Below are 22,575 nucleotides of genomic sequence, written 5' to 3'. Positions count from 1 at the left end.
AAACATCTTTCGTGCCGGGTGCAAACCCGGCGCAGCCAGAACTCATCACCCCGGATAAACAACGCCCAGCCCTTGGTTTTGTTGGCGGTAGCTCGCCAGCATCGCGTTCATGCTGCTAGGCGACAGCCCACACAAACGCCCAGTATGGTAGCCACCCTCGGCAGCATTAGCAGAGCGATGAACCACAGCACGCACGCGCCCTGTTCGGTGGCAGTGATCCAGCACGGCAGACGCAAGGCGCAGCGGCTTACCTGTCACCGCACAGCGTCGGTATTGATAATTCCACAGGAAGACACGGACAGCGGCCACATCAGCGCGGCGCAACTCCAGCCGCCCGGAACCATTCAACAGAAAGCGATAAACATCTTCGAATACAGCAGCGTTTGTAATCCGTTCAGCCAACGGCATGTTGCCGAGGTGTTCCAGATAGTCCCGCATCGCTTTTCTTAGTAGTTGGTCTGTCCGTGTAACCATGATTCAAAATCTCCATTGTCAGACGCAGCCCTCTTGCAGGCTTCGTATTCTTCGCGCTGGCGTTGGCAAACCAGAACATAAAGCTCATCGGCCATCACATTAACACGTTCGTAACTGATACCATTGCGGCGCATCAGCCCCAGCAGCTTACGAAATTCAGCTTCCAGCTCAGGCTCTCCGGTATCCATTACCCACTGTTTCAGGTCAGCGAGTGCGCCATTCATTGGCGGCGGCTCGATGTACCGCCACCTTAATTTAATCGTGGTTATCATCTTCTTTATTCTCTCTGTAAGCCGGGTGCATTGCCCGGTATTGCTCAATGGTCAAACCCTCGCTGGCCGCTGTAAGCCGTTCCTTTTGCTTACCCGCCAATCGCAAGGCGCTGTCTCTCCAGCAGAGCAGAAAGAAGATGGTCAGCACCTGTTTACTCAAGCCATCCAGAAGATCGCCAAGCCCTTGCTCCAGCATACAGGCACGCCATGCAGCGGCGTGCTCAGTCATAGCACCGACTATCGGGACAGGTGCGCCGAGCATCGTCGCAAGCTGGCTCATAACACTATTAGCATCGCCCGGATGCAGTCGGGGAATAGTCATGCGGCCAGCCTGCGCCAACAGTTCAGCGTACCGCTGGCGGCGTGGGTCATCATCTGCCAGCGGTTTAATTGGCTTTTCATCAGCCATATATGGAACCTCCGAGGATTAGGCAGCCTGCAACAAATCGGCTGGCGTTGAGGGATGGTATCTGGCTTTAGCTTTTAGATAGGCAGCACGCGCCGCCGCTTCGGTAGTAAATAAGCCAAGGTGACGGAGTACACCATCAACGCGTATGTAAGCCTCCCATTTGCTACAGCCCTTATTCCAGCTATACCCCCTTGCCCTGCGTCGGTTCTGGTCGTTTTCCCGCTGCGTAACCAAACGCAGATTGCATAGGCGGTTGTCGTCACGGATACCGTTGATGTGATCGATCTGCTTACCGTGAGGAATAGCGCCATGCGCAAGAATCCACGCCACGCGATGGGCTTTTAGCTGGTACTGCTTGCCATCAAGTCGCAGGGCAACTTGACGATAGCCATCAGCTCGCCGGGTGGAGTCAGCATAGGAGCCAGCCTTAACCCGGCGTCGGTTAGCTTTATGTTGTAGGCGGCCTGTCACCGGGTCATACAGGAAAAGGGAACACAGCAGCTCAGGGGCGTAAGGATCATTAACCATGACTCAGCCCCTCCAGTTATGCAGCTTGTCGGAAATTGATAACGCAGTCCGGGCGGCGCAGCCCAACATTGAACAGGCGATATGAGTCCATCACCATTGTCATTTCGCGTTCATCATCCCACTGGCGATTGATAATGCTCTGCGCTTCGACTGTCACAAGTACAGACACAGGCCGGAACAGCGTCGCCCGTGTTAGTGCTTCCCCTGCGGTCACATCATAATCAGCGCCCAGCTCATGCGCGGTAATTGCTTCCTGCGGGTAACTGTTCAGCTCAATAACTCGCACCCCGGCCACGTAACCGATGCGCCGCCATGCGTAATCGTTGCCACTATCCCGGCTGTAACGGACGTTCATCAGCTTCTTATGTTCCATCAGGATGCTGAACCATGCAGGGTCAATGAGAAGCACCAGCTCGGCCACCGGAATATCTTTCTCAGTGAGGAAGCGATTAGCAGCCGCTTTGACGGCGTGAACCAATTCGTTTGCGGCGTCCTCTGCGCTCACCGCTGTCAGGTCGAGCGAGACAACGTTATCCGTAATCGGGTTAAACGTTGGTTGCAGTGTCGGCGGCGGTACAAAGTCAGTCGCTTTGATTAACTGGATGGTATGCGCTTCGTCGTAGAACTTAGCGTGCGCAGTGCCGATATTGCGGCTCAGCTCTGCGCGAAAGGTGGGTGCAGTCCAGTCATCCTGATAATCAATCGGGATGCGGATATAACTCAGCGTATCCACAGAGATAACCAACTTGTCCGACTTAACGGCGGTAGGCTCCAGCGATTGCCCTGCGGTTCTGCCCTTCACCTCAAGATCACCACTCAGGCGATCAATGCGGTATTGGTTGCTGGCTTTCAGCGGCTTGTATGTGCTCAGCCCCTCGGCCAGAAAGACGCTCTTTGCCTCAAGGCGGGTCTGAACGTCCCGGTCATACGCTTCAATGTGAATGTCGTTGTCAGCATCTACACCGCCCCAGTGCGGGCGGAATTGGTCAGGGGTATAAACATTGTCAGTCATAGAAATAGCTCCCGCGCCAGCGTTAGCCAGCGCGATTTATAGAAATGGGAAAAGAGAATGTGACGGATCAGGCAGCAGCTTTTTCAGCCGCGATCTCAAGAATCAGGCCGATAAGCGCGAAAGCAGGCCAGCGGGGATTAAGCTCGTGCAGGTGCGCAACGCCTCCACCGAAAGCATCGCGCATGTCAGCACCAGAGATGCCCGCGCGTTTGGCCGCCCTGCGCAACAATCGCAGCTCAGAGCCGGGAACATACGCCGAGGGCATACGCACGCCAAAGCGTGAGGCGAGCCGCCGCCAGTGCACTTCGTCAGCAAAGTCCTGCTTAAGCTGGCTGGCGTTGGCTTTCCAGTGTTCAATCCTTACGCTACGGGCAGCCCTAGCCGCTGCCACGTTTTCAGGTGTCAGTAAGGTCATTGTCAGATCTCAATGCAAAATGGGTTTATGTGTGGTGTTTGAGAGGTAATTTCGCGTTTTACAGGTGCAGGTATACGAATGCACATCTGGCGATGTACAACGCGATTCAGGCTCTAAAACGTAAGGTTAAGACGTGGGGAAGACAGGACAGGCGATTGCTTAACGGCCAGCGCGTTTGCCAGCGGAGCGCTGCGCAACCAGAGCGCGGTATTGATCGTCGTACTGGCGATGGCCGGGGCCATACCCTGATTGCTGCGCCCACTGCGAAAGCTGGTCATACGCCGCGATAAACTCCGCATGTGACATTCCGACAGATTGCGCGGCAGGCTGGCCGTATGGGTTCCCCTGCGATGGAACATAACCAGTCGCAGTGCCTGCGGCCATCCTCTCGTGCAGGTACTGAACTGCCCGCTGCATCTGCGCAGGGTCGCCAGACATAACCATCCGTTCAAGGGTGGATTGCGTCCCGGCGTCGAGTGTGCCAGCGTATTGCAACATCGCGTCAACTGTACCCTGACCTAGCTGGCTTTCTATGGACTGGTGAAACTGCCCCATCAATCCTTGCAGCTCGGCGGTGTACTCAATAGCTGTTCCATCCATCAGGGGGATAGTATCGCCAACCTGAACGGCAACATCGGCGTTCTGGTCTTGCTGATTGGCAATGTTGCCTTTGTTCCACTGTCCGCCATCGTTGCCGTTAACTGGTTGCGTTTTCAGGAAATCGTCATCGGCAGGCGCAGAGCTAAAGCGGGATGCGCCATTATCAGCCCCGACAGGTGCGGCCATGTATGGCAATTGCTGTGGCGCAGCATCAGCACCGGAAAGGTACGGATTAACATTCTGATCAGCCATGATTATGCAACCTCTTGTGATGTAACTCGGCGGTGTGCCAGTTCAAGTAAAAGCATGTGCGCGTGTACGCATCGGGCAGGAATCATCTTCTGTCCGTGGTACGCTTTGCCGAGATCTTGTCTGTCGATCTGGTACACATGAGCCAAATCGATTTGACGAAGATCCAAGGCTTCGGCAATAAATTTCAGTTGTTGCCCGCAATCAGCCGCGCGGCGTGGCTCCATTAAAATGATGGTGCTCATGAAATAATCCTCAGTTAGATAAGGCCATGACGACGCAACCAACGTCGCTCGCCAACGGAGCCACGCGGTCGCTGCCTTGGATTCTGGCTAAGTGTTTGGCCGGGATCAGTTCGCCCTTCCCCGGACAGATTCTGTGTCAGCACATCCCAGCCGCGTGATTCAAACGGGGCGTACCCTTCACGCTGTTCGTCAAGGTTCACGTAGAGATCAGGGTTAACGGCGGGGTGCAGCGGTTCGTTCTCTGCCATCATTCAGCCTCGCTGAATTTGGAGTTAACAGACTCCAGAGTATCCGGGTACGACCAACGATTTCTCAGGCAGCGTTGCACATGCGCGACGACCTCAACAGGGACGCCCAGCTTCCCGGCGATATCCGCAGCAGGCCAACCGAAGCGCTCTAACTTGTGGATTTCATCTAAATCAGTAGGCACTAACTTGCGCATTGCTTTCGGCTTAGCTGGCTTCACCTTCACGGTTTTCTCTGCCGGGTGCGTGTGAGCATTGCTAAAGCGGGAATGTGCGATAGCCAACACAGTTTCAGGGCGAATCAGCATATCGCGAGCGATGGCATACTCAGTGTCCCGATGCAACTTGCCGGGCTGATAGCGACGGCGGATAGTGTCGTATTCTTGCAGGGTAATATCAGCGTCATCCTTCCACTGTTCGGCGAGATCGTCCACGTAAACGCCACGGATTACGGCGTCGATATCTGCCAGACTGAAACCAGTGGCATCAGCAATCTGCGCGTTGTTCATGTGCTCAACAATGCACAAACGGTTAATGTGCTGGATGTCGGCAATGGTCAGGGTTGCGTTACTGGTGGTTGTCATACAGAAACTCTCCATCAAAGTTAATCGAATCTTCTACAAGGTTTTTAATCAAAGCGAGGCTTGACGCAGTATGTGTGCCCGACTTGCGGGCGTTGTCGTACATGGTGCGTGCGGCGCTCTGATAATTCGGCGGCAGGGTGGCAAACCATGCTCTAAACTCTGCGGGTGTCATTGCTCGTCATCCTCAAATACACGGTTAAATGACGTGTCCGGCGCTTCTACGGCATTGGCCTTAAGGAAGTTGACCGCACTGGATAACTCCGCTGCGGCCATGCGCGACTCACCAGCCTTGTCTTCCTCAAGGCGGCGAATCAGCGCCCCAAGAAGCAAGCCTTTCATTCGCCACGTTTCATTTTCAAATTCAGATTTCGTCATTGGTGGTTGTCTCCAGTTAGCCCCATTACACGCAGGTGTTGAATGACCTCGGCATGTACTGGCTTTGGTAAAAACAGGCGACGCTGCACGGATTGAAATATCTCGTCGCGCGTCTTGTCGGCAGGGTGAACAGTCCCATTAAAGATCTCGCGAGCCATACGGTAGGTCGGCCAAATACGAGAGCCATCCTCCCGGCGTCGAAATCGGTTCAATACCGCAGCGATACATTCCCAAGGCTCACAGTTATTGAGCAGGCAATAGCGCTGTAGTGGTGTGCTTACCCGGCGCAATATGGCCTCACGATTAAGAGCGTGAACATGGTGTGACGCCAGTCCGTCAAATGAATATCCGTTCAGGGCGTAGGCCAGTTGGGCATTAAGCAGGGCGTCAGAACGCCCCGCGCAATGCAGCGCGGTTTCATCAGGCATGTGGATTCTCCAGAGAGGAAATTAAACAGGCGAGCCAGTCAGCTCAGAGGAAACGGGAGATGTAACCCCAATTGCAGTTTTCAGGGCGGTACAACGCTGCCAGCTCATCAGGTACACCGGACGGCACCGGGGCAGAGTCGGCGTCATAGGTGATGGGGTCGCCATACAGAGCCAGCGATGACCAGAGTATGAAAGCGCGGGCAGGTTCCCCATCGCGCCCGGCACGTCCAATCATCTGCACCATGTCGGCGAGGTCTTCGGGAACATAAGTCACAATGACGTTACGAATATCGTGAATGTCAGCCCCCAATCCGAAAGCCTTGGTCGCAACCAGAACAGCGCCGGGGGTGCTGGCGAACCAGTCAGCGTTAGCGTGACGCTGGTCACGGCTCAGACGGCGGGTGTCGGAATGATAAGGCCGGGCGCGGCTTCCCAGCTCGTCGAGGTACGCGTAAAGCATCTTGATACTGTCCACCATAACCAGCGTTTTTTCATCCACCGGGAGGGCATCGACCAGACCAACAGCAGCGCTGCGCTGCGCTTCACATTGCCGAACAGGAACAAGCTGGATGTTTTCTCTGGCAGCGCTGGCGCGGAAGGTCAGGAACTCGCCACGACAGCCCAGCTCTTTCATCAGCTCAAACTCATCACCTCTTCGCAGGGTCGCGGTAAACGCGCAACGCTGCGCATCAGGAAAGGCATTTTGCAGGGTGTGCTTCATCGCGGGGAAAGCAGTGCGAAACTCCCAGTCATCAACGGTGTGAACCTCGTCGATGATGAACCTGTCCACACCAGCGGCCATCAGCGCCGCCAGCACCTGACTTCCCGGCACCAGATGCTCAGGAGAAACGACAATCACCCGAAACGCCCCGGCAGCCAGCCCCGCAAGTTGCTGCGCATTACGCCGCTTCGGTAGTTTATCGCCAAAGGCCACCGCGTGAACGCCAGCCTCCCTTAACTGCTGTAGCACCTGCTGCTTGATGGTGTTCGTCGGCACAACGATAACGGTCAGCCCCTCGCCAGCACCGGATTCAAATTGCAGGGCATAGATGAATGCAGCCGTCTTTCCGTACCCGGTCGGTAGCACCGCCAGCATATCGCGGTCACGGGCAAACACAGCGGCGGCTACGTCCTGCTGTCCGGGTCGCCAGTCGCCCCCGTCTGGCGGCGGTAATGGTACAAACGCCGGGCGGTCGCATTGCTCCAGCTCGCGGAACCTGTACGGCGCTGTAACCAGCGGCGGGATGGACGGCGGCAGGCCAGCGCCCCCAACGTCACAATGCAGATTCAGCGTATTGAAATTATCATCCGTGGGTTTCAGCTCACCGCACCACAACTGACGGAAAGCCGGGCTGTCCCCCATTCGCGTAAAGTCAGCATGGCGCATAGCTTCCAGTTGGCTCATGCCGCGATTGATTCTTTTCAGGGTGGCATCGTCGCAAATCAGGAACTCGCGACAGGCTTTAAGAAAGGCGTTTTGCCCCGTGGTCGCTTCCGGGATGGCGTGCTCGCGCGGTTTCAATGCGGCATCATCGACACGCACACCGGGGAAATCTGGCGGCAGCGGGTCAACATAACGAGCGGGCTTCTTGTTCAGCCATTGCTCAATCTCAGCGCGTCGGCAATGGATTGCATCGCCGGGTTGGATGACTTGACGCAGCCCGACATCAGAGCGGCGAGCATGATGCTTGCGGCCGATGCCGTTCGCTTCTTTCCATTCACGGAACGACATAACAGAATCGTCAGCGTTAAAGTAAAACTCTTTGGTTTCGGTATTAAACGCAGCCTGTACAGGTTTACGTTTGATGGGACATTGTTTGTTACGGGACACAATAATCTTATCTTGTACAAGTTGTTGGGCGTCAGCGGCAGCAGTGTTAATAGGGTCAACGTCTGCGGCCTGAGCCAGCAGGCGGTTTAATCTATTCGGCATGATAAATTCTCCAAGAAATTAAAGTGAGTTTAGAGCGGCACGGGAGTGACGTTGGTGAAAGAACCACCACCGCGCAAAGCAGCGGCGGGTGTACCGCTTCTCACAGTAGATGCCTCTATTGCAATAGCGCTGATGTTCTGGCTCTCTTTAGTAGTGATCTTCATCCCGTGATTTAGATTAAATGCAGACACGGCGGGCATTGCAGCGGGATGGATAGTAGGCGGGCTTGCGGTTTCAGTCTGCCTTAGTACAAGTTTCTACTGGTCGGTAGCCTTTCCCTTATTAGTAGCTCTCATTTATCCGGGGCTAGTCTCCCCACAGTAGCCGTCTTCTAAAGCAAGTGCGCCACAATCCACTATTAGCAAGGAGTTAGCAGACAAGGTGATGTAGGCTACTCAAGTGTGGATTTGTAGGCATTTTATGGTATCTGTCCTTCTTATTAGACACTTTTAAATTTATTAATAAATACAGTTGGTTAAACGGTTATCTTTATTACCTATAAATTTTACAGATCAATAAATTAATATTGATCGGAATTATCAGCTTTAAATTTCTTGACAGCTATTTGTATAATGGTTTTAAGAAGTTGTATCGGAGTGAGCGATTGGCAGTGAGCGTAGCGAACGTTAAGCCAATCGGCGAATGATGAAGAGTATGAGATGACTTGTCATCGAATACGATGAATCAATGAGCGGTACGAACGAAGATACGCTGTATAACAGTTAACAAGCTGATTAATGCTTTCAATGATTATCTGAATCAGTGTTATCAATTCCGAAATAACTCTTCCTCTCCTGTATTGATTCAATCATTTCTTTCATTTCAAGAATCACTACCAGCTCAGCTAATAGCCGTCTCAGTTCAACACTTGAATCATTAGCACGACACTTATTTTCTGAGTATTCCATACGGTCAACTCCCTACGGCATAAGTCCATTCCAATCCGTTCACAGATTACATTGCTGAATGATCATCAGACAAGTGGCAGTCATCATCACCAAGTGAAAACCGTCTCACTACATATCCCCGCCGGATTGCCAGCGCGGCTAACACGGTTGTGAGGAGCGCCGAGCATCGCATTTCGCAAAGCGAAAGAGAAGCGCAGCAGCAGGCGGCGACTGATAAACGAGCCGAACAGGTGAGTGCAAGCAGGCGTAAGCACTGCACCGTTGAGAGGTGTGGAGACGGCGGAACGTCTCCGCGTTAAGGCAAAGCGGAGCCACTGAGGCGCAGCACTTGCCATCTAGGAGATGACACCAGATAAGAACCTCCATAGATAATTCATTCAAGAATTATAAGTGATACTTAATAAAGTTGATATGAATAAGCAAACCTAATAATGATAAGTCTGTATAAATCTTAGTCAACCTAACCACATCTTGAATAAATTACCGTTGAACCCCTTCCCCTGCCCCATCCCTCGAATTGTTCAGTGATGAATCACATTCACAATCTGATCTCGATGTTCATCGTCTGGCACGGCTAAAGCCCCGCCACCTCTTCACATCGAGAGCCGCAAGTAATACGAAAACACATTATAAATCATATAATTGAGAGATTAAGCACGGAGTAAGCCACTGATACCCATACAAAAGTTGTAGGCCATCCGTCACCCACAGCCCAGTAACGGCCAGCCGTAGCACCTCGTTTGCTTGTAGGTCATCACCCCTCGCCCTTGTTCCAGTGGCGTTTAACAGTGCTCACGCTAACGCCGAGACGCTTCGCTACCTTCGATTGAGACAGCCCCTCACTCCGCAGCTCCTGCACCTTTTGAGTGGTGTCGGTGGCTTCCTTGCGTCCCAGCTTAACGCCATTGGCTTTCGCTTTCTCCAGCCCGTCCAGTGTCCTCTCACGGATACGGTTCCGCTCGAACTCCGCAAAGGCTCCGAACATGTGTCTGATTAACGTGCCTTCGGATGAAGTCAGGTCGTGCGCTGGCAGGTCAAGAGACACCACCTTCACGCCGCGTTCTAACAGCATGTCGATGGTCTGCTGTACGTCGATGTTGTCACGCCCCAGCCTGTCCAGTTTCAGCACGACAAGCTGATCTCCCGCTTCCAGCTTGTGCTCAACCATCGCCCGAAATTTAGGGCGCTGCATAGCCTGAACACTACCGGAAATGTCCTCGCTGATTACCCTGCTCTCCGGCACCTTGTACCCGGCACGCTCAATAGCCAGCACCTGATTCTGCGTATCCTGCTCGCGTGTTGAAACGCGGCAGTAGATAAAAGTCCTCATGGTTCACCTCACCCGTCTGGTATCACAAAACGGTAGCATCATTGCATTGGTGGTAGCATTTAGTCAAACCCTAAATTGATGACACCAGATAGTAATCACTCAGGCAGGTAGCAAGAATCGAACGATTGATGACACCAAAGTCAAAACAATAACGACAGCCAAGATAAGCGCCAAGCATCAACGCAAAGTGCTTTAACAGTGGAGATTCAGGAGTGATTTAGCGTTTAAAGAGAAGAGTAACCCTAACCCACAGCCTCACGGTCAAAACGCGAAACAGGGTCATAAACGCCACAGAGGAAGGCAAATCGATATACAGCCCGCCCAGCCTTCGGCTGGGAGAGGCGCACGGGGGAAGTTGAAGCCTTAATCGTTGAGGGAGGGGCAACCATAAGCGTGCAATTTTTCAAGCCGGGGACTCCGCCTACAGTCTGAATCAACACTCAGTCAATTCGAAACCACGGGAATGGAGACACCATACTTTTTGTAACACTCAGACTTATTACAGTGAGTGTGGACGTACCCCAAACGAAAATTAGCACCGCTGGCGATGGCATTTGTAACAGCATCCATTTGGTGGGGCGTGATGAAAACCCCCTGATACGCCAGATTGCGAGCAATGCTTATGGTAGTTTGATTAGTATATCTTTGTGCAAGTTTACGTTTTTCTAGCGAAACAAAGTAAGCCGTGGCAATCGAAGAAATCACAGCAACAATAACAGCGGTAGTAATGAGATAAATCAACGGACTTCTGTTCTTTTGCATAGTCACCCAAACGCTACATTAGGATTAGTCTCAGGTTAACGACTCTTCATAGCTAAGGCAACGTCAGAAACTAAATCGAAGCAGCACAGTACCAGAGCCTCGATAAAGGGACGCCCCAGTATCCTGAAATCAAGGAGCTGGGGCGTTATGCGGACGGAGCCACCCATCAGCCAATTAAACTTAGATTGCATCCAAAATTAATCCAGCAGCAAGAGCATTTTTTGTTTATAAAAGGCAGAGAATGCGTTTGATAAAAGCAAGCCGTGCCTAATGCCCCGTTGGTGGTAAGGCAACAAGCGGAGCCTCTGGCGACTGCATCAGGGTTATGTCAGTTAGTGAGGCTTATCAGGATGACCATGTACCCAAAGGGAGCGAGGCCGAACCGCTGGCAGAGCTTGCATATGGTCTGCAAGTACCGTGACCACCATAAACCTGTTTATCCCCTGCGACGTCTCGCGACGGCGACAGAACGGGGGCATCGGGCTAAAATGCGCTTCACTAAAAGTTTTTGGGATTGTTTAGAGACGGTGGTTACGTCATAGCTTTCAAGTTGAGTCAGTACGTGTTTGACGCTTGGAACTACACGCCGCTATGAGTTAACATCCCAATTACCACTATCAACCACAGCGGCTTTTTCAAGGGACATAACAGAGCATTTCTTACAGGCAAAAGAGACAGATTTTATTGTCTAACTAGCTGTATTGTAAGGAATTTAGTGACTTGGTGCCGAAGGCCGGACTCGAACCGGCACGTATTTCTACGGTTGATTTTGAATCAACTGCGTCTACCGATTTCGCCACTCCGGCACGGAAGGGGATGCGGAAACGTGATGGATTATACCTGTCACACGCGCCCATGCAAGCGACGATGCGGGGTCCCGCCGTTAAGTGATGAAAAATTCATCGTCTCAGTACGTTAGCGTTGGCGCAGTCACATTTTTACCCCACCCCCATGCCTCCTTCTGCCAAAGCGCCTGCCTCGCGCATGCTCTACACTTCCAGTTCAACACCAACAACGGGAAAGCATGATGACGATTATAAAAAGCTATGCCGCAAAACAAGCGGGTGCCGATCTGGAAGTGTGGGAGTACGACGCGGGTGAACTGATGCCGGAAGATGTGGAAGTACAGGTGGATTACTGCGGGATCTGCCATTCGGATCTGTCGATGATCGACAACGAATGGGGTATGTCGCAGTATCCGCTGGTGGCGGGCCACGAGGTGATCGGTCGCGTGGTGGCGCTCGGCAGTGCGGCGCAGGGCAAAGGGCTGAAAGTCGGGCAGCGCGTGGGCGTGGGCTGGACGGCGCGCAGTTGCGGTCACTGCGATGCCTGTATCAGCGGTAATCAAATCAACTGCCTGGAAGGCGCGGTGCCGACCATCATCAACCGTGGTGGTTTTGCCGATAAGCTGCGCGCTGACTGGCAATGGGTGATCCCGCTGCCGGAAAACATTGATATCGAAAGCGCAGGGCCGATGCTGTGCGGCGGCATCACCGTCTTTAAACCGTTACTAATGCATCACGTCACGGCCACCAGCCGCGTGGGGGTGATCGGTATCGGCGGGCTGGGGCACATCGCTATTAAACTGCTGCATGCCATGGGCGCGGAAGTGACGGCATTCAGTTCAAATCCGGCGAAAGAGCAGGAAGTCCGTGCGATGGGTGCCGATAAGGTCGTCAATAGCCGTGATGCGGCCGCGTTACAGGCACTGGCGGGTCAGTACGATCTGATCATCAACACCGTTAACGTTGACCTCGACTGGCAGCCGTACTTCGAAGCGCTGACCTATGGCGGCAACTTCCATACCGTCGGCGCGGTGCTCAAGCCGTTATCGGTTCCGGCGTTTACGCTGATTGCGGGCGATCGCAGCGTCTCCGGTTCGGCGACAGGCAACCCGTCGGAACTGCGTAAACTGATGAAGTTCGCCGGGCGCAGCGGCGTTACGCCAACGACGCAACTGTTCCCGATGTCCAGAATCAACGACGCCCTGCAACACCTTCGTGATGGCAAAGCGCGCTATCGTGTGGTGCTGAAAGCGGATTTCTGATCCCTCGGCCCTCTCCCCTGAGAGGGCCAAAAAACGACCTGTTCATAAAATCATCATCTTACCGCCATTCATTTGCAGTAAATCTGTTCCAGACTGGGTCGCTTTGAAACGCCTTAGCGAGCCCGATGATGATGACGAAAAAAACCTGGCTTCCCTGGCTTATCCTGTCGCCTTCCCTGCTGTTTTTATTGCTGTTTACCTATTTTCCGCTGCTGCGCTCGGTATATGACAGCCTGTTCGATACCCGCATGGCGGGCGAAACAGCGCCGTACGTCGGCATGGGCAATTTCATCCGTCTGTTTGAAGATGCCGTCTTCTGGCAGTCGCTGGTCAACAACCTGATTTATATCCTGCTGACGGTGGTGCCCGGCGTGGCGCTGGCGTTGTTGCTGGCCGTCGCGCTGTGGGAAAACCACCGCGTTAACCGCTGGCTGCGCACCGCCTTTTTCTTTCCGATGATTATCCCGATGGTCAGCGCCGCGGCGCTGTGGCTGTTCATCTTTATGCCAGGCATGGGGATGCTGGATTACTATCTGGCGAAGCTGTTCGGGCCGATGAACAACAACTGGCTCGGTCGCAGCAACAGCGCGCTGTATGCGCTGGCGCTGATTGGCGTGTGGAAATTCGCCGGTTATTACATGCTGTTTTTCCTCGCCGGATTGCAGAGCATTCCGGTTTCGGCGCGCGAAGCGGCGATGATGGAAGGCGCCACACCAACGCAGATCTTTTTCAAAGTAACGCTGCCACTGCTGCGCCCGACGCTGAGCTTTGTGGTTACGACGGCGCTCATCTACTCCATTACGCAGATTGACCACGTTGCGGTGATGACGCGCGGCGGGCCGGACAACGCCACCAGCGTGCTGCTCTATTACATCCAGAATCTGGCGTGGGATACCCATGACCTCGGCAAAGCCTCCGCCGCGACATTCCTGACGCTGGCCGGGCTGTTCGCTTTCTCTTTCATTAACCTGAAATTACTGGAACGAGGTGCGCACCATGAGCGTTGAGATCTCGCCAGCCATCACCCGCACGCAAAATGCCTCGCGCCCGCTGTGGTTGCGTCTGCGCCGTTCGAAAACCGTCACCCTCAGCGTGCTGATGAGCTGCATGGCGCTGTTATGGATTAGTCCGTTCCTGTGGATGCTGTCGTCGGCCTTCAGCGCCAGTACCTTTGGCGAGGGAATGGCCTCGGTGCTGCCACGTTTCCCGCTGACCTTCGATAACTTCCGCGATGCCTGGGACAGCGCGAACTGGCTGAGCCTGTACGCCAACACCATTATCTTCACCTTCGGCACTTTTGCCGTGCAGTTGCTGACCATCACCACCGCCGGGTACGTCTTTGCCTGCCATGAGTTTCGCGGCAAGCAGACGCTGTTCCTGCTGTTTCTCGTGCAACTGATGATCATGCCGGTGGTGATGATGGTGCCGAACATGATGACGCTGAAAACCTTCGGCCTGCTCAACACGCTGACCGGCGTGATGATGCCCTATTTCGCGTCGGCGTTTGGCGTGTTCCTGATGCGTCAGGCGTTCCTCGCCATTCCGAAAGAGCTGGAAGAGGCGGCGCTGATGGAGGGATGCCGCTGGTGGCAGGTGCTGTATCGCGTGCTGCTGCCGATGTCGTGGCCGTCGGTGCTGGCCTTCGCCACCGTGAGCATTACCTATCACTGGAACGAATATTTGTGGCCGTTGATGATGCTCAACGATCCGGACAAACAGGTATTAACCGTCGGGCTGGTTTCCTTCGCCATGGGCGCGGAATCCGGCGGGCAGTGGGGAATGATTGGCGCCGGGACGCTGATGGTCTGTCTGCCATTGATGATCGCTTTTATCGCATTTCAGAAACAGTTCCTGCGAAGCTTCGGTTTCTCAGGCATAAAATAAGGAGTTTTTTCATGCTGTTAGCGCATATTTCCGATACCCATTTCCGTAGCCAGGGTCAGAAACTGTATGGTTTTATCGACGTCAACGCCGGTAATGCCGACGTGGTGGCGCAACTCAACGCCCTGCGCGAACGCCCGGACGCGGTCATCGTCAGCGGTGATATCGTCAACTGCGGTCGCCCGGAAGAGTACCTCGTCGCCCGCCAGACGCTCGGCGCGCTGCATTATCCGCTGCTGCTGATCCCCGGCAATCATGATGACAAAGCCCTGTTCCTGGAATATCTGCAACCGCTGTGCCCGCAACTGGGTAACGATCCGCAGAACATGCGCTACGCGGTGGATGACTTCGCCACCCGCCTGTTGTTTATCGATTCCAGCCTGCCGGGCCATTCCAAAGGCTGGCTGACGGAAGAGACGCTCGAATGGCTGGAAGCGCAGCTGTTTGAAGGGGGCGACAAGCCTGCCGCGGTGTTTATGCATCACCCGCCGCTGCCGCTGGGTAACGCGCAGATGGACCCTATCTTCTGCGAAAACGGTCATCGTCTGCTGGCGCTGGTGGAGCGTTTTCCGTCGCTGGTACGCATCTTCTGTGGTCATAACCATAACCTGACCATGACGCAGTACCGCCAGGCGACGATTGCCACGGTACCCGCCACCGTCCATCAGGTACCTTACCACTTTGAAGACACGCGCCCGTATTACGACATGTCGCCGTCGTCCTGCGTGATGCACCGCCAGGTGGGCGAACAGTGGGTCAGTTATCAGCACTCGCTGGCGCAGTACGCCGGACCGTGGCTGTATGACGAAAACACCAGTTGCCCGGCGCAAGAGCGCTAATCGCCATGTTGAACCTGCACAATATCAGTAAGGAATTCGACGGCAAACCGGCGCTGAATGCGCTGTCGCTGGACATTGGCGAAGGGGAATTTGTGGTGCTGGTCGGGCCGTCCGGCTGCGGTAAAAGTACGCTGCTACGCCTGCTCGCCGGGCTGGAAGCGGTAAGCGACGGCGAAATCTGGCTGAACGACGAGAACATCACCTCGCTGTCGCCGCGCGAACGCAACTTCGCGATGATTTTCCAGAACTACGCCCTGTTTCCGCATCTGTCGGTGCGCGACAACATCACCTTCGGCATGAAGATCCGCAAAGAGGAGAAAGCCAGCTGGCAGCCGCGCCTCGAGCGGGTCGCGCAGATGCTGCAACTGGAGGAACTGCTCGATCGTAAACCGGCGAAGCTCTCCGGCGGTCAACGCCAGCGTGTGGCGATGGCGCGGGCGATTGTGCGCAATCCACGGTTGTTTCTGATGGACGAACCGCTCTCCAACCTCGACGCACGTCTGCGCAGCGAAGTGCGCGACAGCATTATGGCCCTGCATCAGCAGCTCAAAACCAGCACCATCTACGTCACCCACGATCAAACCGAAGCGATGTCGATGGCTGACCGCATTGTGGTGATGAACAACGGTTACGTGCAGCAGGTGGGCAAACCGGAGCATCTCTACGCCAGCCCGGCGAATCTCTTCGTGGCCGGGTTTATCGGCTCCCCAGCGATGAACCTGGTGCTGCTGCCCTGCGCGGAAGGCCAGGTGCAACTCGGCGAAGTGACGCACCCGCTGCCGCCACTCTCCCGCGAGGAGACGCGCGTCTGGCTGGGCGTGCGCCCGGAACACATTACCGATCACCCCACGGGCGACCATCTCGTTCTGCCCGCGACGGTGATGCAACGAGAACTGATGGGAGCCGATTACCTGCTCCACGTCAGCACCCCTGTCGGGACATTGCGCTACAGCCGCCGCCACCGCGGGGCAGTGCCTGACAAGGGCGACACCCTTACCCTCGGCTTTTCGCCGTCGGATATTCATCTTTTTCATGCTGAGAAACAGCACAACTTACTCCAGGAGATTGACCATTATGCTTAAGCCCCTGAAACAGAAGTTGCAGGCGCTCACCGTCAGTATCGTACTTGCCTTTAGCGGTACGGCGCTGGCGAAAGAACAAATCGATTTTATGTTCCCGGCACCGGTCGACGGTCAGCTGACAAAGGAAATGACCCGCGTCATTAAAGTCTTTAACGACTCGCAGCAGGATGTGGAAGTCCGCGGCATTTTCACCGGCAACTACGACACCACCAAAATCAAAGCGGAATCCGCGCAAAAGGCCGGGCAGCCGCCCGCGCTGGTGATCATGTCCGCTAACTTCACCACCGACCTGGCGCTGAAAGACGAAATCCTGCCGATGGACGAGCTGTTCAAATTCGGCAATCAAAAGGCCGGTCCTTTCCTGCTGAACGAATTCTTCCCGGCGATGCATAAAAACGCGCAGGTGATGGGCGTGACCTATGCCATTCCGTTTCACAATTCAACGCCGATCCTCTATTACAACAAAACGCTGTTCAACCAGGCCGGTCTTAAAGAGCCGCAAACCTGGACGGAACTGCTGGCCGCGGCCAAAAAACTGACTGACGAGAGCAAAGGCCAGTGGGGGATCATGCTGCCGTCAACGAACGATGACTACGGCGGCTGGATCTTCTCTTCGCTGGTTCGCGCCAACGGCGGTAAGTACTTTAACGAAGACTATCCTGGCGAAGTGTATTACGACGCCCCGTCCACTATCGGCGCGCTGCGCTTCTGGCAGGATTTGATCTACAAAGACAAAGTAATGCCGTCCGGTGTGCTGAACTCCAAGCAGATCAGCGCCGCGTTCTTCTCCGGCAAAGTTGGTATGGCGATGCTGAGCACCGGCGCACTGGGCTTTATGCGTGAAAACTCGAAAGACTTCGAGCTGGGCGTGGCGATGATGCCTGCCAAAGAACAGCGCGCAGTGCCGATTGGCGGCGCCAGTCTGGTGAGCTTCAAAGGCATTTCCGATGCGCAGAAAAAAGCCGCGTATCAGTTCCTGACCTGGCTTATCAGCCCGCAGGTTAACGGCGAGTGGAGCCGCTTTACGGGGTATTTCTCACCGCGCAAAGCCTCGTACGATACGCCGGAAATGAAAGCGTATCTGCAAAAAGATCCGCGCGCGGCGATCGCCCTGGAACAGCTGAAATACGCGCATCCGTGGTACTCCACTTACGAAACGGTAGCGGTTCGTAAGGCGATGGAAAACCAACTGGCTGCCGTGGTTAACGACCAGAAAGTAACGCCGGAAGCGGCCGCCAAAGCCGCGCAGCAGGAAGCCGACACCCTGATGAAGCCATACGTTGAGAAAACCGCGCTGGCTGAAGTGAAGTAACACCACTGGCGCCTTCACCCTGTGTGAAGGCGTCAGAACGTTATTGCCCGATCGCTGCAAACACCTCCGCAATCGCCACCGCTCCCGGGTCGGTCACGCCATCGAGATTCTGTTTATTCACGTAGGATGAACGTCCGGCACCCGCTTTTTGCATTGTTGCCGTACGCGCGGCACCCTGCTTCGCCGCGGTGATGGCCGCGCTGAGATCACTGTCGCGCAACGCTTCGAGCGCAGGCTGGAGTGCGTCGATCAACGTGCGATCGCCGAGATCCGCGCCGCCGTAGTGTTTCATTTGCTTCAGGCCGTTCAGCAGCGCGTCCGGCAATGCTTTGCCATCCTGCACCGACTGCCCCGCCGCGGTGAAGAAGATAGACATCAGCACGCCACTGGAGCCGCCCATCACCGTGGCCAGCCGTTCGCCGGTCAACTGGAGCAGTTGCGCGGTATTGTTCAGCGGCAGTTTGTTCTGCGCCAGCAACTGTGCGATTTCGCGCGCGCCTTCGGCAAACGTGGAGCCGGTATCGCCGTCACCGACTTTCGCATCCAGCGCGTTCAGCCGGTTCTCAAGGTTGATCAGCGTTTGCGTCGCTGTCGCCACCAGCGCTTTTACGCGCGGGTTGTCAGAGGGCGTCACTTCCACGCTGTCGTGAATTTTACCGTGCTTCAGTGTTTTCAGTGGTGCGAAAGCAACGGGTTTCTGCCAGCCGACGGTCTCGACCTCTTCTTTCAGTGCCGCTTCAAAGCCAGGATCCAGCGTCAGCAGCGACAGCGAAAACCCTTTCATATCGAGCGAACTGACCAGCGGCGCCGGGCCAATCAGGTACGCGAGTTGATCTTTCAGCGCCGAGTGCGCCAGCTCTTTCGTCAGCAGCGCCATCTCCAGCGCCGACACACCGCCGAGGTTGTTAATCAGTACCGCGACACGCGCATCGCCCACTTTCTCTTTCAGCGGCGCCACCAGCGTATCAATGATCGTTTTGCTGTTGTGGCTGTCGACGGTGGAAGCACCCGGCTCGCCGTGGATCCCCAGCCCCAGTTCAACCTGGCCGTGTTTGATACGGCTTTCGTCATCCTCGCTGCCCGGCAGATTGCAGGTTTCCATCGCCACACCGAGGCTGAACACGCTGTCGCAGGCCTTCTGAGCGATGTCGCGTACTTCGCACAACGATTTGCCCTGCTCGGCGGCGTACCCGGCGATTTTGTGCACCAGCGCCGTGCCGGCAATGCCACGCGGCTGTTTGTTATCCGGCAGCGCGATGTCGTCCGCGACGATCACCATTTCCACCTTCAGGCCGTAGCGTTTTGCTTTTTCCGCCGCGAGGCCAAAGTTAAGGCGATCGCCGGTATAGTTTTTCACAATCAGCAGGCAGCCGCGATCACCGGTCACCGCCACAATGGCGTTCAGCACCGCATCGACGCTCGGCGAAGCGAAGAGATCGCCACACACCGCGGCGGTCAGCATCCCCTTGCCGACGAACCCGGCGTGCGCAGGCTCGTGCCCCGAACCGCCGCCCGAAATCACCGCCACGCGGGATTTATCCCAGTCGCCACGCGCGACGATACGAATTGCCGGATCGATATCCAGCTTCACAAGATTGCCATGCGGCGCAGACAACACTAAACCTTCAATGGCATCATTAACCAGCTGTTTGCGGTCATTAAAAAAGAATCTGGACATAATTTCCCAAAAAAAAGTAAACCGTATGCAAAGCATAGTTCGCACTGGATAATACGCCGCAAAGTGCAGAATTTACTGAGTCGCTTTGGTGTCAGGTTGCCTATACTGCTCGCAGGACCAACGGAGGAAGAATCATGAGCGCACCCTTGTTAATAGCTCGTACCATCGACAAAGAGCTGTTTTTAATGCCAGGCATGGCGAACCGGCATGGATTGATTACCGGTGCGACGGGAACCGGCAAAACCGTCACCCTGCAGAAGCTGGCGGAATCCTTTTCGGAGATTGGCGTTCCGGTCTTTATGGCCGACGTGAAAGGCGACCTGACTGGCGTCGCCAGAGCGGGGCAATCGTCAGAGAAGCTGCAGGAGCGACTAAAAAAGATCGGCGCCACTGACTGGGAGCCTCATGATAATCCGGTGGTGCTGTGGGATATCTTCAGCGAAAAAGGCCACCCGGTACGCGCCACGGTGTCTGATCTGGGACCGTTGCTGCTCGCCCGCCTGCTGAACCTTAATGAAGTGCAGTCCGGCGTGCTGAATATCATTTTCCAGATTGCCGATGACCAGGGCCTGCTGCTGCTCGATTTTAAAGATCTGCGCGCCATTACGCAGTACATCGGTGATAACGCCAAAGGCTTCCAGAACCAGTACGGCAACATCAGCAGCGCGTCGGTGGGCGCTATTCAGCGTGGGCTGCTGACGCTGGAGCAACAGGGTGCGGAACATTTCTTCGGCGAGCCGATGCTCGACATCAAAGACTGGATGCGTACCGACAGCAACGGCAAAGGGATCATCAACATCCTCAGCGCGGAAAAGCTCTACCAGATGCCGAAACTCTACGCCGCCAGCCTGCTGTGGATGCTCTCCGAACTGTACGAACAGTTGCCGGAAGCGGGTGATCTCGAAAAACCGAAACTGGTGTTTTTCTTCGATGAAGCGCATCTGTTGTTCAGCGACGCGCCTGACGTCCTGCTGGATAAAGTCGAACAGGTGATCCGCCTGATCCGTTCAAAAGGGGTCGGCGTGTACTTTGTGTCGCAAAACCCATCCGACGTGCCAGACAAGGTGCTCGGGCAACTGGGTAACCGCGTTCAGCATGCGCTGCGCGCCTTTACGCCGAAAGATCAGAAAGCGGTGAAAGCCGCGGCGGAAACCATGCGTGCCAACCCGGCGTTTGATACCGAGAAAGCCATTCAGGAGTTGGGTACCGGCGAAGCGCTGATCTCCTTCCTTGACGAAAAAGGCAGTCCGTCGGTGGTCGAACGTGCGATGGTGATCGCTCCGTGCTCACGCATGGGGCCAGTAACGGATGATGAGCGCAACGGGCTTATCAACAACTCGCCAGTGTACGGCAAGTACGAAGAAGATGTCGATCGTGAATCGGCCTTTGAGAAGCTGCAAAAAGGCGTTCAGGCGACGACGGAAGCGCAAAGCGCACCGCCAGTGAAAGGGAATAACGTTGAAGTCGATGACGGTCTGCTTGGCGGCCTGAAGGACATTCTCTTCGGCAGTACCGGGCCACGTGGCGGCAAGCGAGACGGCGTGGTGCAGACCATGGCGAAAAGCGCGGCGCGTCAGGTGACCAACCAGATTGTGCGTGGCGTGCTGGGAAGTTTGTTAGGCGGAAGACGCCGGTAGTGTTAATACCGCGCTCCCCGGCGGGGAGCGCGATTTCGGTTACTGATAGACCGGCAGCAGGTTAAAGCTCGACAGCAGATGCACCGCGGCGTTGCCGATGCCGAACAGCAGGATCAGCACAATCATCGGCTTGCCGCCCCAGACGCGAAACCGCGGGCTGCCAAAGCGTTTACGCGACGCGTTCGCCAGCAGCGCCGGAACAATCGCCGCCCAGATCGTTGCCGCCAGCCCTGCATAGCCAATGGCGTACAGGAAACCGTTCGGCCACAGCAGACCGCCAATCACTGGCGGCAGGAAGGTCAACAGCGCGGTTTTGAAACGCCCCATCGCGGAATCATCAAAACCAAACAGATCCGCCAGGTAATCAAACAGGCCGAGTGTGACGCCGAGGAACGAGCTCGCCACCGCAAAGTTGGAGAACACCACCAGCAGCACATCAAGGCTACGGCTGTTCAGCACGCCGCTCAGCGCCTGTACCAGCACATCAATGTTGCCGCCCGCCTGCGCGATGCCGATAAACTCCGGGCGAGGAATGTTGCCCATCGTGCCCAGCAACCAGATCACGTACAGCCCCAGCGCCAGCAGCGTGCCGTAAATCAGGCAGCGGGTGATGGTACGGGGATCTTTGCCGTAATACTTCATCAGGCTCGGCACGTTGCCGTGATAGCCAAACGACGCCAGACAGAACGGCAGCGTCATCAGCAGGTAAGGCATGTATGAGGTATTCGGCTCCGCAACGTTCAGCAACGTTGCAGGCTGGACGTGCCCGAGCAGACTGCCAAATGTGAGGAAGAAGGTAATGACCTTCGCGCCCAGCACAATCGCCGTCATACGGCTGACCGCTTTGGTGCTCATCCAGACAATAAATGCCACCAGCAAAGCAAAGCCGAGGCCTGCCGCCCGTGCGGGTACGTTCAGCGACAGCTCGCTAAAGGTGTGGTGTAGAATCGAACCGCTCGCCGAGATATAGGCGTAGGTCAGGATGTAGAGCACGAACGCGATTGAAATCCCGTTCACCACGTTCCAGCCGTTGCCGAGCAGATCTTTGGTGATGGTGTCGAAGCTGGAGCCGATGCGGTAGTTGAGGTTAGCCTCAAGGATCATCAGCCCGGAATGCAGCATACAGAACCAGGTAAAAAGCAACGCCGCCAGCGACCAGAAAAACCACGCACCGGACATCACGACAGGTAATGAGAACATCCCTGCCCCGATAATCGTTCCGCCGATGATGACCACGCCGCCAAACAGTGACGGTCGGGTTGCTGTGGTAGTGAGTGTCGCCATGCGAGCCTTCTCCAGAAAAACGGTGATCTGATAACGTGAAGCACTG

At 55.3% G+C, this 22,575-nt stretch carries 25 protein-coding genes and 1 tRNA gene; 7 read left to right on the top strand and 19 right to left on the bottom strand.

Translation table 11 applies throughout. The features are described 5' to 3' along the window. Positions 1 to 45: 45 nt before the first annotated feature. The 17 genes from AOY23_RS08045 to AOY23_RS07970 all read right to left on the bottom strand — a co-directional run bounded on the left by AOY23_RS08045 (position 46) and on the right by AOY23_RS07970 (position 11,575). Positions 46 to 474, bottom strand: a complete 429-nt coding sequence (locus tag AOY23_RS08045; RefSeq protein WP_054178975.1) for an endonuclease domain-containing protein — start codon at positions 472 to 474, stop codon at positions 46 to 48. Beyond that, entirely contained in the window at positions 447 to 746 is a 300-nt protein-coding gene (locus tag AOY23_RS08040; RefSeq protein WP_054178976.1) for a hypothetical protein, read from the bottom strand. The genes AOY23_RS08045 and AOY23_RS08040 overlap by 28 nt, the downstream gene beginning before the upstream one ends. After that, on the bottom strand, positions 730 to 1,155 hold the full coding sequence (locus AOY23_RS08035) for a hypothetical protein (RefSeq protein WP_054178977.1): 426 nt from the start codon (positions 1,153 to 1,155) through the stop codon (positions 730 to 732). The genes AOY23_RS08040 and AOY23_RS08035 overlap by 17 nt, the downstream gene beginning before the upstream one ends. Positions 1,156 to 1,173: 18 nt before the next feature. Continuing rightward, positions 1,174 to 1,683 (bottom strand): HNH endonuclease signature motif containing protein, encoded by a 510-nt coding sequence (locus tag AOY23_RS08030; RefSeq protein ID WP_054178978.1) that lies wholly within the window; start codon positions 1,681 to 1,683, stop codon positions 1,174 to 1,176. A 16-nt stretch (positions 1,684 to 1,699) separates the two neighbouring features. Further along, positions 1,700 to 2,695: a capsid protein gene (locus AOY23_RS08025; protein ID WP_054178979.1), complete on the bottom strand. Its 996-nt coding sequence runs from the start codon at positions 2,693 to 2,695 to the stop codon at positions 1,700 to 1,702. A gap of 67 nt (positions 2,696 to 2,762) precedes the next feature. Then, entirely contained in the window at positions 2,763 to 3,110 is a 348-nt protein-coding gene (locus AOY23_RS08020) for a hypothetical protein (RefSeq protein WP_054178980.1), read from the bottom strand. A gap of 159 nt (positions 3,111 to 3,269) precedes the next feature. Further along, on the bottom strand, positions 3,270 to 3,962 hold the full coding sequence (locus AOY23_RS08015; RefSeq protein ID WP_054178981.1) for a hypothetical protein: 693 nt from the start codon (positions 3,960 to 3,962) through the stop codon (positions 3,270 to 3,272). Between the two features lie 2 nt (positions 3,963 to 3,964). Further along, positions 3,965 to 4,204: a hypothetical protein gene (locus AOY23_RS08010; protein WP_054178982.1), complete on the bottom strand. Its 240-nt coding sequence runs from the start codon at positions 4,202 to 4,204 to the stop codon at positions 3,965 to 3,967. A 14-nt stretch (positions 4,205 to 4,218) separates the two neighbouring features. Further along, entirely contained in the window at positions 4,219 to 4,452 is a 234-nt protein-coding gene (locus tag AOY23_RS08005) for a hypothetical protein (protein WP_054179087.1), read from the bottom strand. After that, the gene (locus AOY23_RS08000) at positions 4,452 to 5,033 is read right to left on the bottom strand and encodes a hypothetical protein (RefSeq protein WP_054178983.1); all 582 of its coding nucleotides are present in this window, start codon (positions 5,031 to 5,033) and stop codon (positions 4,452 to 4,454) included. The genes AOY23_RS08005 and AOY23_RS08000 overlap by 1 nt, the downstream gene beginning before the upstream one ends. After that, positions 5,017 to 5,205 carry a hypothetical protein gene (locus AOY23_RS07995; protein WP_054178984.1) on the bottom strand — a complete coding sequence of 63 codons (189 nt, stop codon included), beginning with the start codon at positions 5,203 to 5,205 and terminating at the stop codon, positions 5,017 to 5,019. The genes AOY23_RS08000 and AOY23_RS07995 overlap by 17 nt, the downstream gene beginning before the upstream one ends. Beyond that, on the bottom strand, positions 5,202 to 5,408 hold the full coding sequence (locus AOY23_RS07990; RefSeq protein ID WP_015387042.1) for a hypothetical protein: 207 nt from the start codon (positions 5,406 to 5,408) through the stop codon (positions 5,202 to 5,204). Before AOY23_RS07990 ends, AOY23_RS07995 begins: the two co-directional genes overlap by 4 nt. Beyond that, positions 5,405 to 5,836, bottom strand: coding sequence for a hypothetical protein (locus AOY23_RS07985; RefSeq protein WP_054178985.1), 432 nt, complete (start codon positions 5,834 to 5,836; stop codon positions 5,405 to 5,407). The genes AOY23_RS07990 and AOY23_RS07985 overlap by 4 nt, the downstream gene beginning before the upstream one ends. Positions 5,837 to 5,879: 43 nt before the next feature. After that, positions 5,880 to 7,769, bottom strand: a complete 1,890-nt coding sequence (locus AOY23_RS07980) for a DEAD/DEAH box helicase (RefSeq protein ID WP_054178986.1) — start codon at positions 7,767 to 7,769, stop codon at positions 5,880 to 5,882. A 743-nt stretch (positions 7,770 to 8,512) separates the two neighbouring features. Beyond that, complete coding sequence (locus AOY23_RS22795; RefSeq protein ID WP_160316732.1) at positions 8,513 to 8,677, bottom strand: hypothetical protein; 165 nt, start codon at positions 8,675 to 8,677, stop codon at positions 8,513 to 8,515. A 754-nt stretch (positions 8,678 to 9,431) separates the two neighbouring features. Then, on the bottom strand, positions 9,432 to 10,007 hold the full coding sequence (locus tag AOY23_RS07975) for a recombinase family protein (protein ID WP_035892798.1): 576 nt from the start codon (positions 10,005 to 10,007) through the stop codon (positions 9,432 to 9,434). 1,483 nt (positions 10,008 to 11,490) lie between these two features. After that, positions 11,491 to 11,575: transfer RNA gene (locus AOY23_RS07970), tRNA-Leu, on the bottom strand. Positions 11,576 to 11,796: 221 nt separating this feature from the next. On the opposite strand from AOY23_RS07970, the gene ahr reads away from it, so the two are divergent. From ahr to AOY23_RS07940, 6 genes are all read left to right on the top strand, one after another. Continuing rightward, entirely contained in the window at positions 11,797 to 12,816 is a 1,020-nt protein-coding gene (gene ahr / locus AOY23_RS07965) for an NADPH-dependent aldehyde reductase Ahr (RefSeq protein ID WP_054178987.1), read from the top strand. A gap of 125 nt (positions 12,817 to 12,941) precedes the next feature. Next, positions 12,942 to 13,823, top strand: a complete 882-nt coding sequence (locus AOY23_RS07960) for a carbohydrate ABC transporter permease (RefSeq protein ID WP_054178988.1) — start codon at positions 12,942 to 12,944, stop codon at positions 13,821 to 13,823. Continuing rightward, positions 13,813 to 14,700, top strand: coding sequence for a carbohydrate ABC transporter permease (locus tag AOY23_RS07955; protein WP_054178989.1), 888 nt, complete (start codon positions 13,813 to 13,815; stop codon positions 14,698 to 14,700). The genes AOY23_RS07960 and AOY23_RS07955 overlap by 11 nt, the downstream gene beginning before the upstream one ends. Before the next feature lie 11 nt (positions 14,701 to 14,711). Next, positions 14,712 to 15,536 carry a phosphodiesterase gene (locus tag AOY23_RS07950; RefSeq protein WP_054178990.1) on the top strand — a complete coding sequence of 275 codons (825 nt, stop codon included), beginning with the start codon at positions 14,712 to 14,714 and terminating at the stop codon, positions 15,534 to 15,536. 5 nt (positions 15,537 to 15,541) lie between these two features. Next, entirely contained in the window at positions 15,542 to 16,618 is a 1,077-nt protein-coding gene (locus tag AOY23_RS07945) for an ABC transporter ATP-binding protein (RefSeq protein ID WP_054178991.1), read from the top strand. Next, positions 16,611 to 17,930 (top strand): ABC transporter substrate-binding protein, encoded by a 1,320-nt coding sequence (locus AOY23_RS07940; protein WP_054178992.1) that lies wholly within the window; start codon positions 16,611 to 16,613, stop codon positions 17,928 to 17,930. The genes AOY23_RS07945 and AOY23_RS07940 overlap by 8 nt, the downstream gene beginning before the upstream one ends. Before the next feature lie 40 nt (positions 17,931 to 17,970). On the opposite strand, the gene AOY23_RS07935 is transcribed toward AOY23_RS07940, so the two are convergent. Then, the gene (locus tag AOY23_RS07935) at positions 17,971 to 19,608 is read right to left on the bottom strand and encodes a dihydroxyacetone kinase subunit DhaK (RefSeq protein WP_054178993.1); all 1,638 of its coding nucleotides are present in this window, start codon (positions 19,606 to 19,608) and stop codon (positions 17,971 to 17,973) included. A 134-nt stretch (positions 19,609 to 19,742) separates the two neighbouring features. Here AOY23_RS07935 and AOY23_RS07930 point away from each other — a divergent pair, with 134 nt between their 5' ends. Then, positions 19,743 to 21,245, top strand: coding sequence for a helicase HerA-like C-terminal domain-containing protein (locus AOY23_RS07930; RefSeq protein ID WP_054178994.1), 1,503 nt, complete (start codon positions 19,743 to 19,745; stop codon positions 21,243 to 21,245). Positions 21,246 to 21,284: 39 nt separating this feature from the next. Here the strand turns inward: AOY23_RS07930 and mtr are convergent, their stop codons facing one another. Further along, positions 21,285 to 22,529, bottom strand: a complete 1,245-nt coding sequence (mtr, locus tag AOY23_RS07925; RefSeq protein ID WP_054178995.1) for a tryptophan permease — start codon at positions 22,527 to 22,529, stop codon at positions 21,285 to 21,287. Positions 22,530 to 22,575 lie beyond the last annotated feature (46 nt).

Origin of the sequence: Trabulsiella odontotermitis, from assembly GCF_001297775.1 — a bacterium.
GTDB lineage: Bacteria > Pseudomonadota > Gammaproteobacteria > Enterobacterales > Enterobacteriaceae > Trabulsiella > Trabulsiella odontotermitis.
This window is presented reverse-complemented; position numbering and strand designations above follow the sequence as displayed.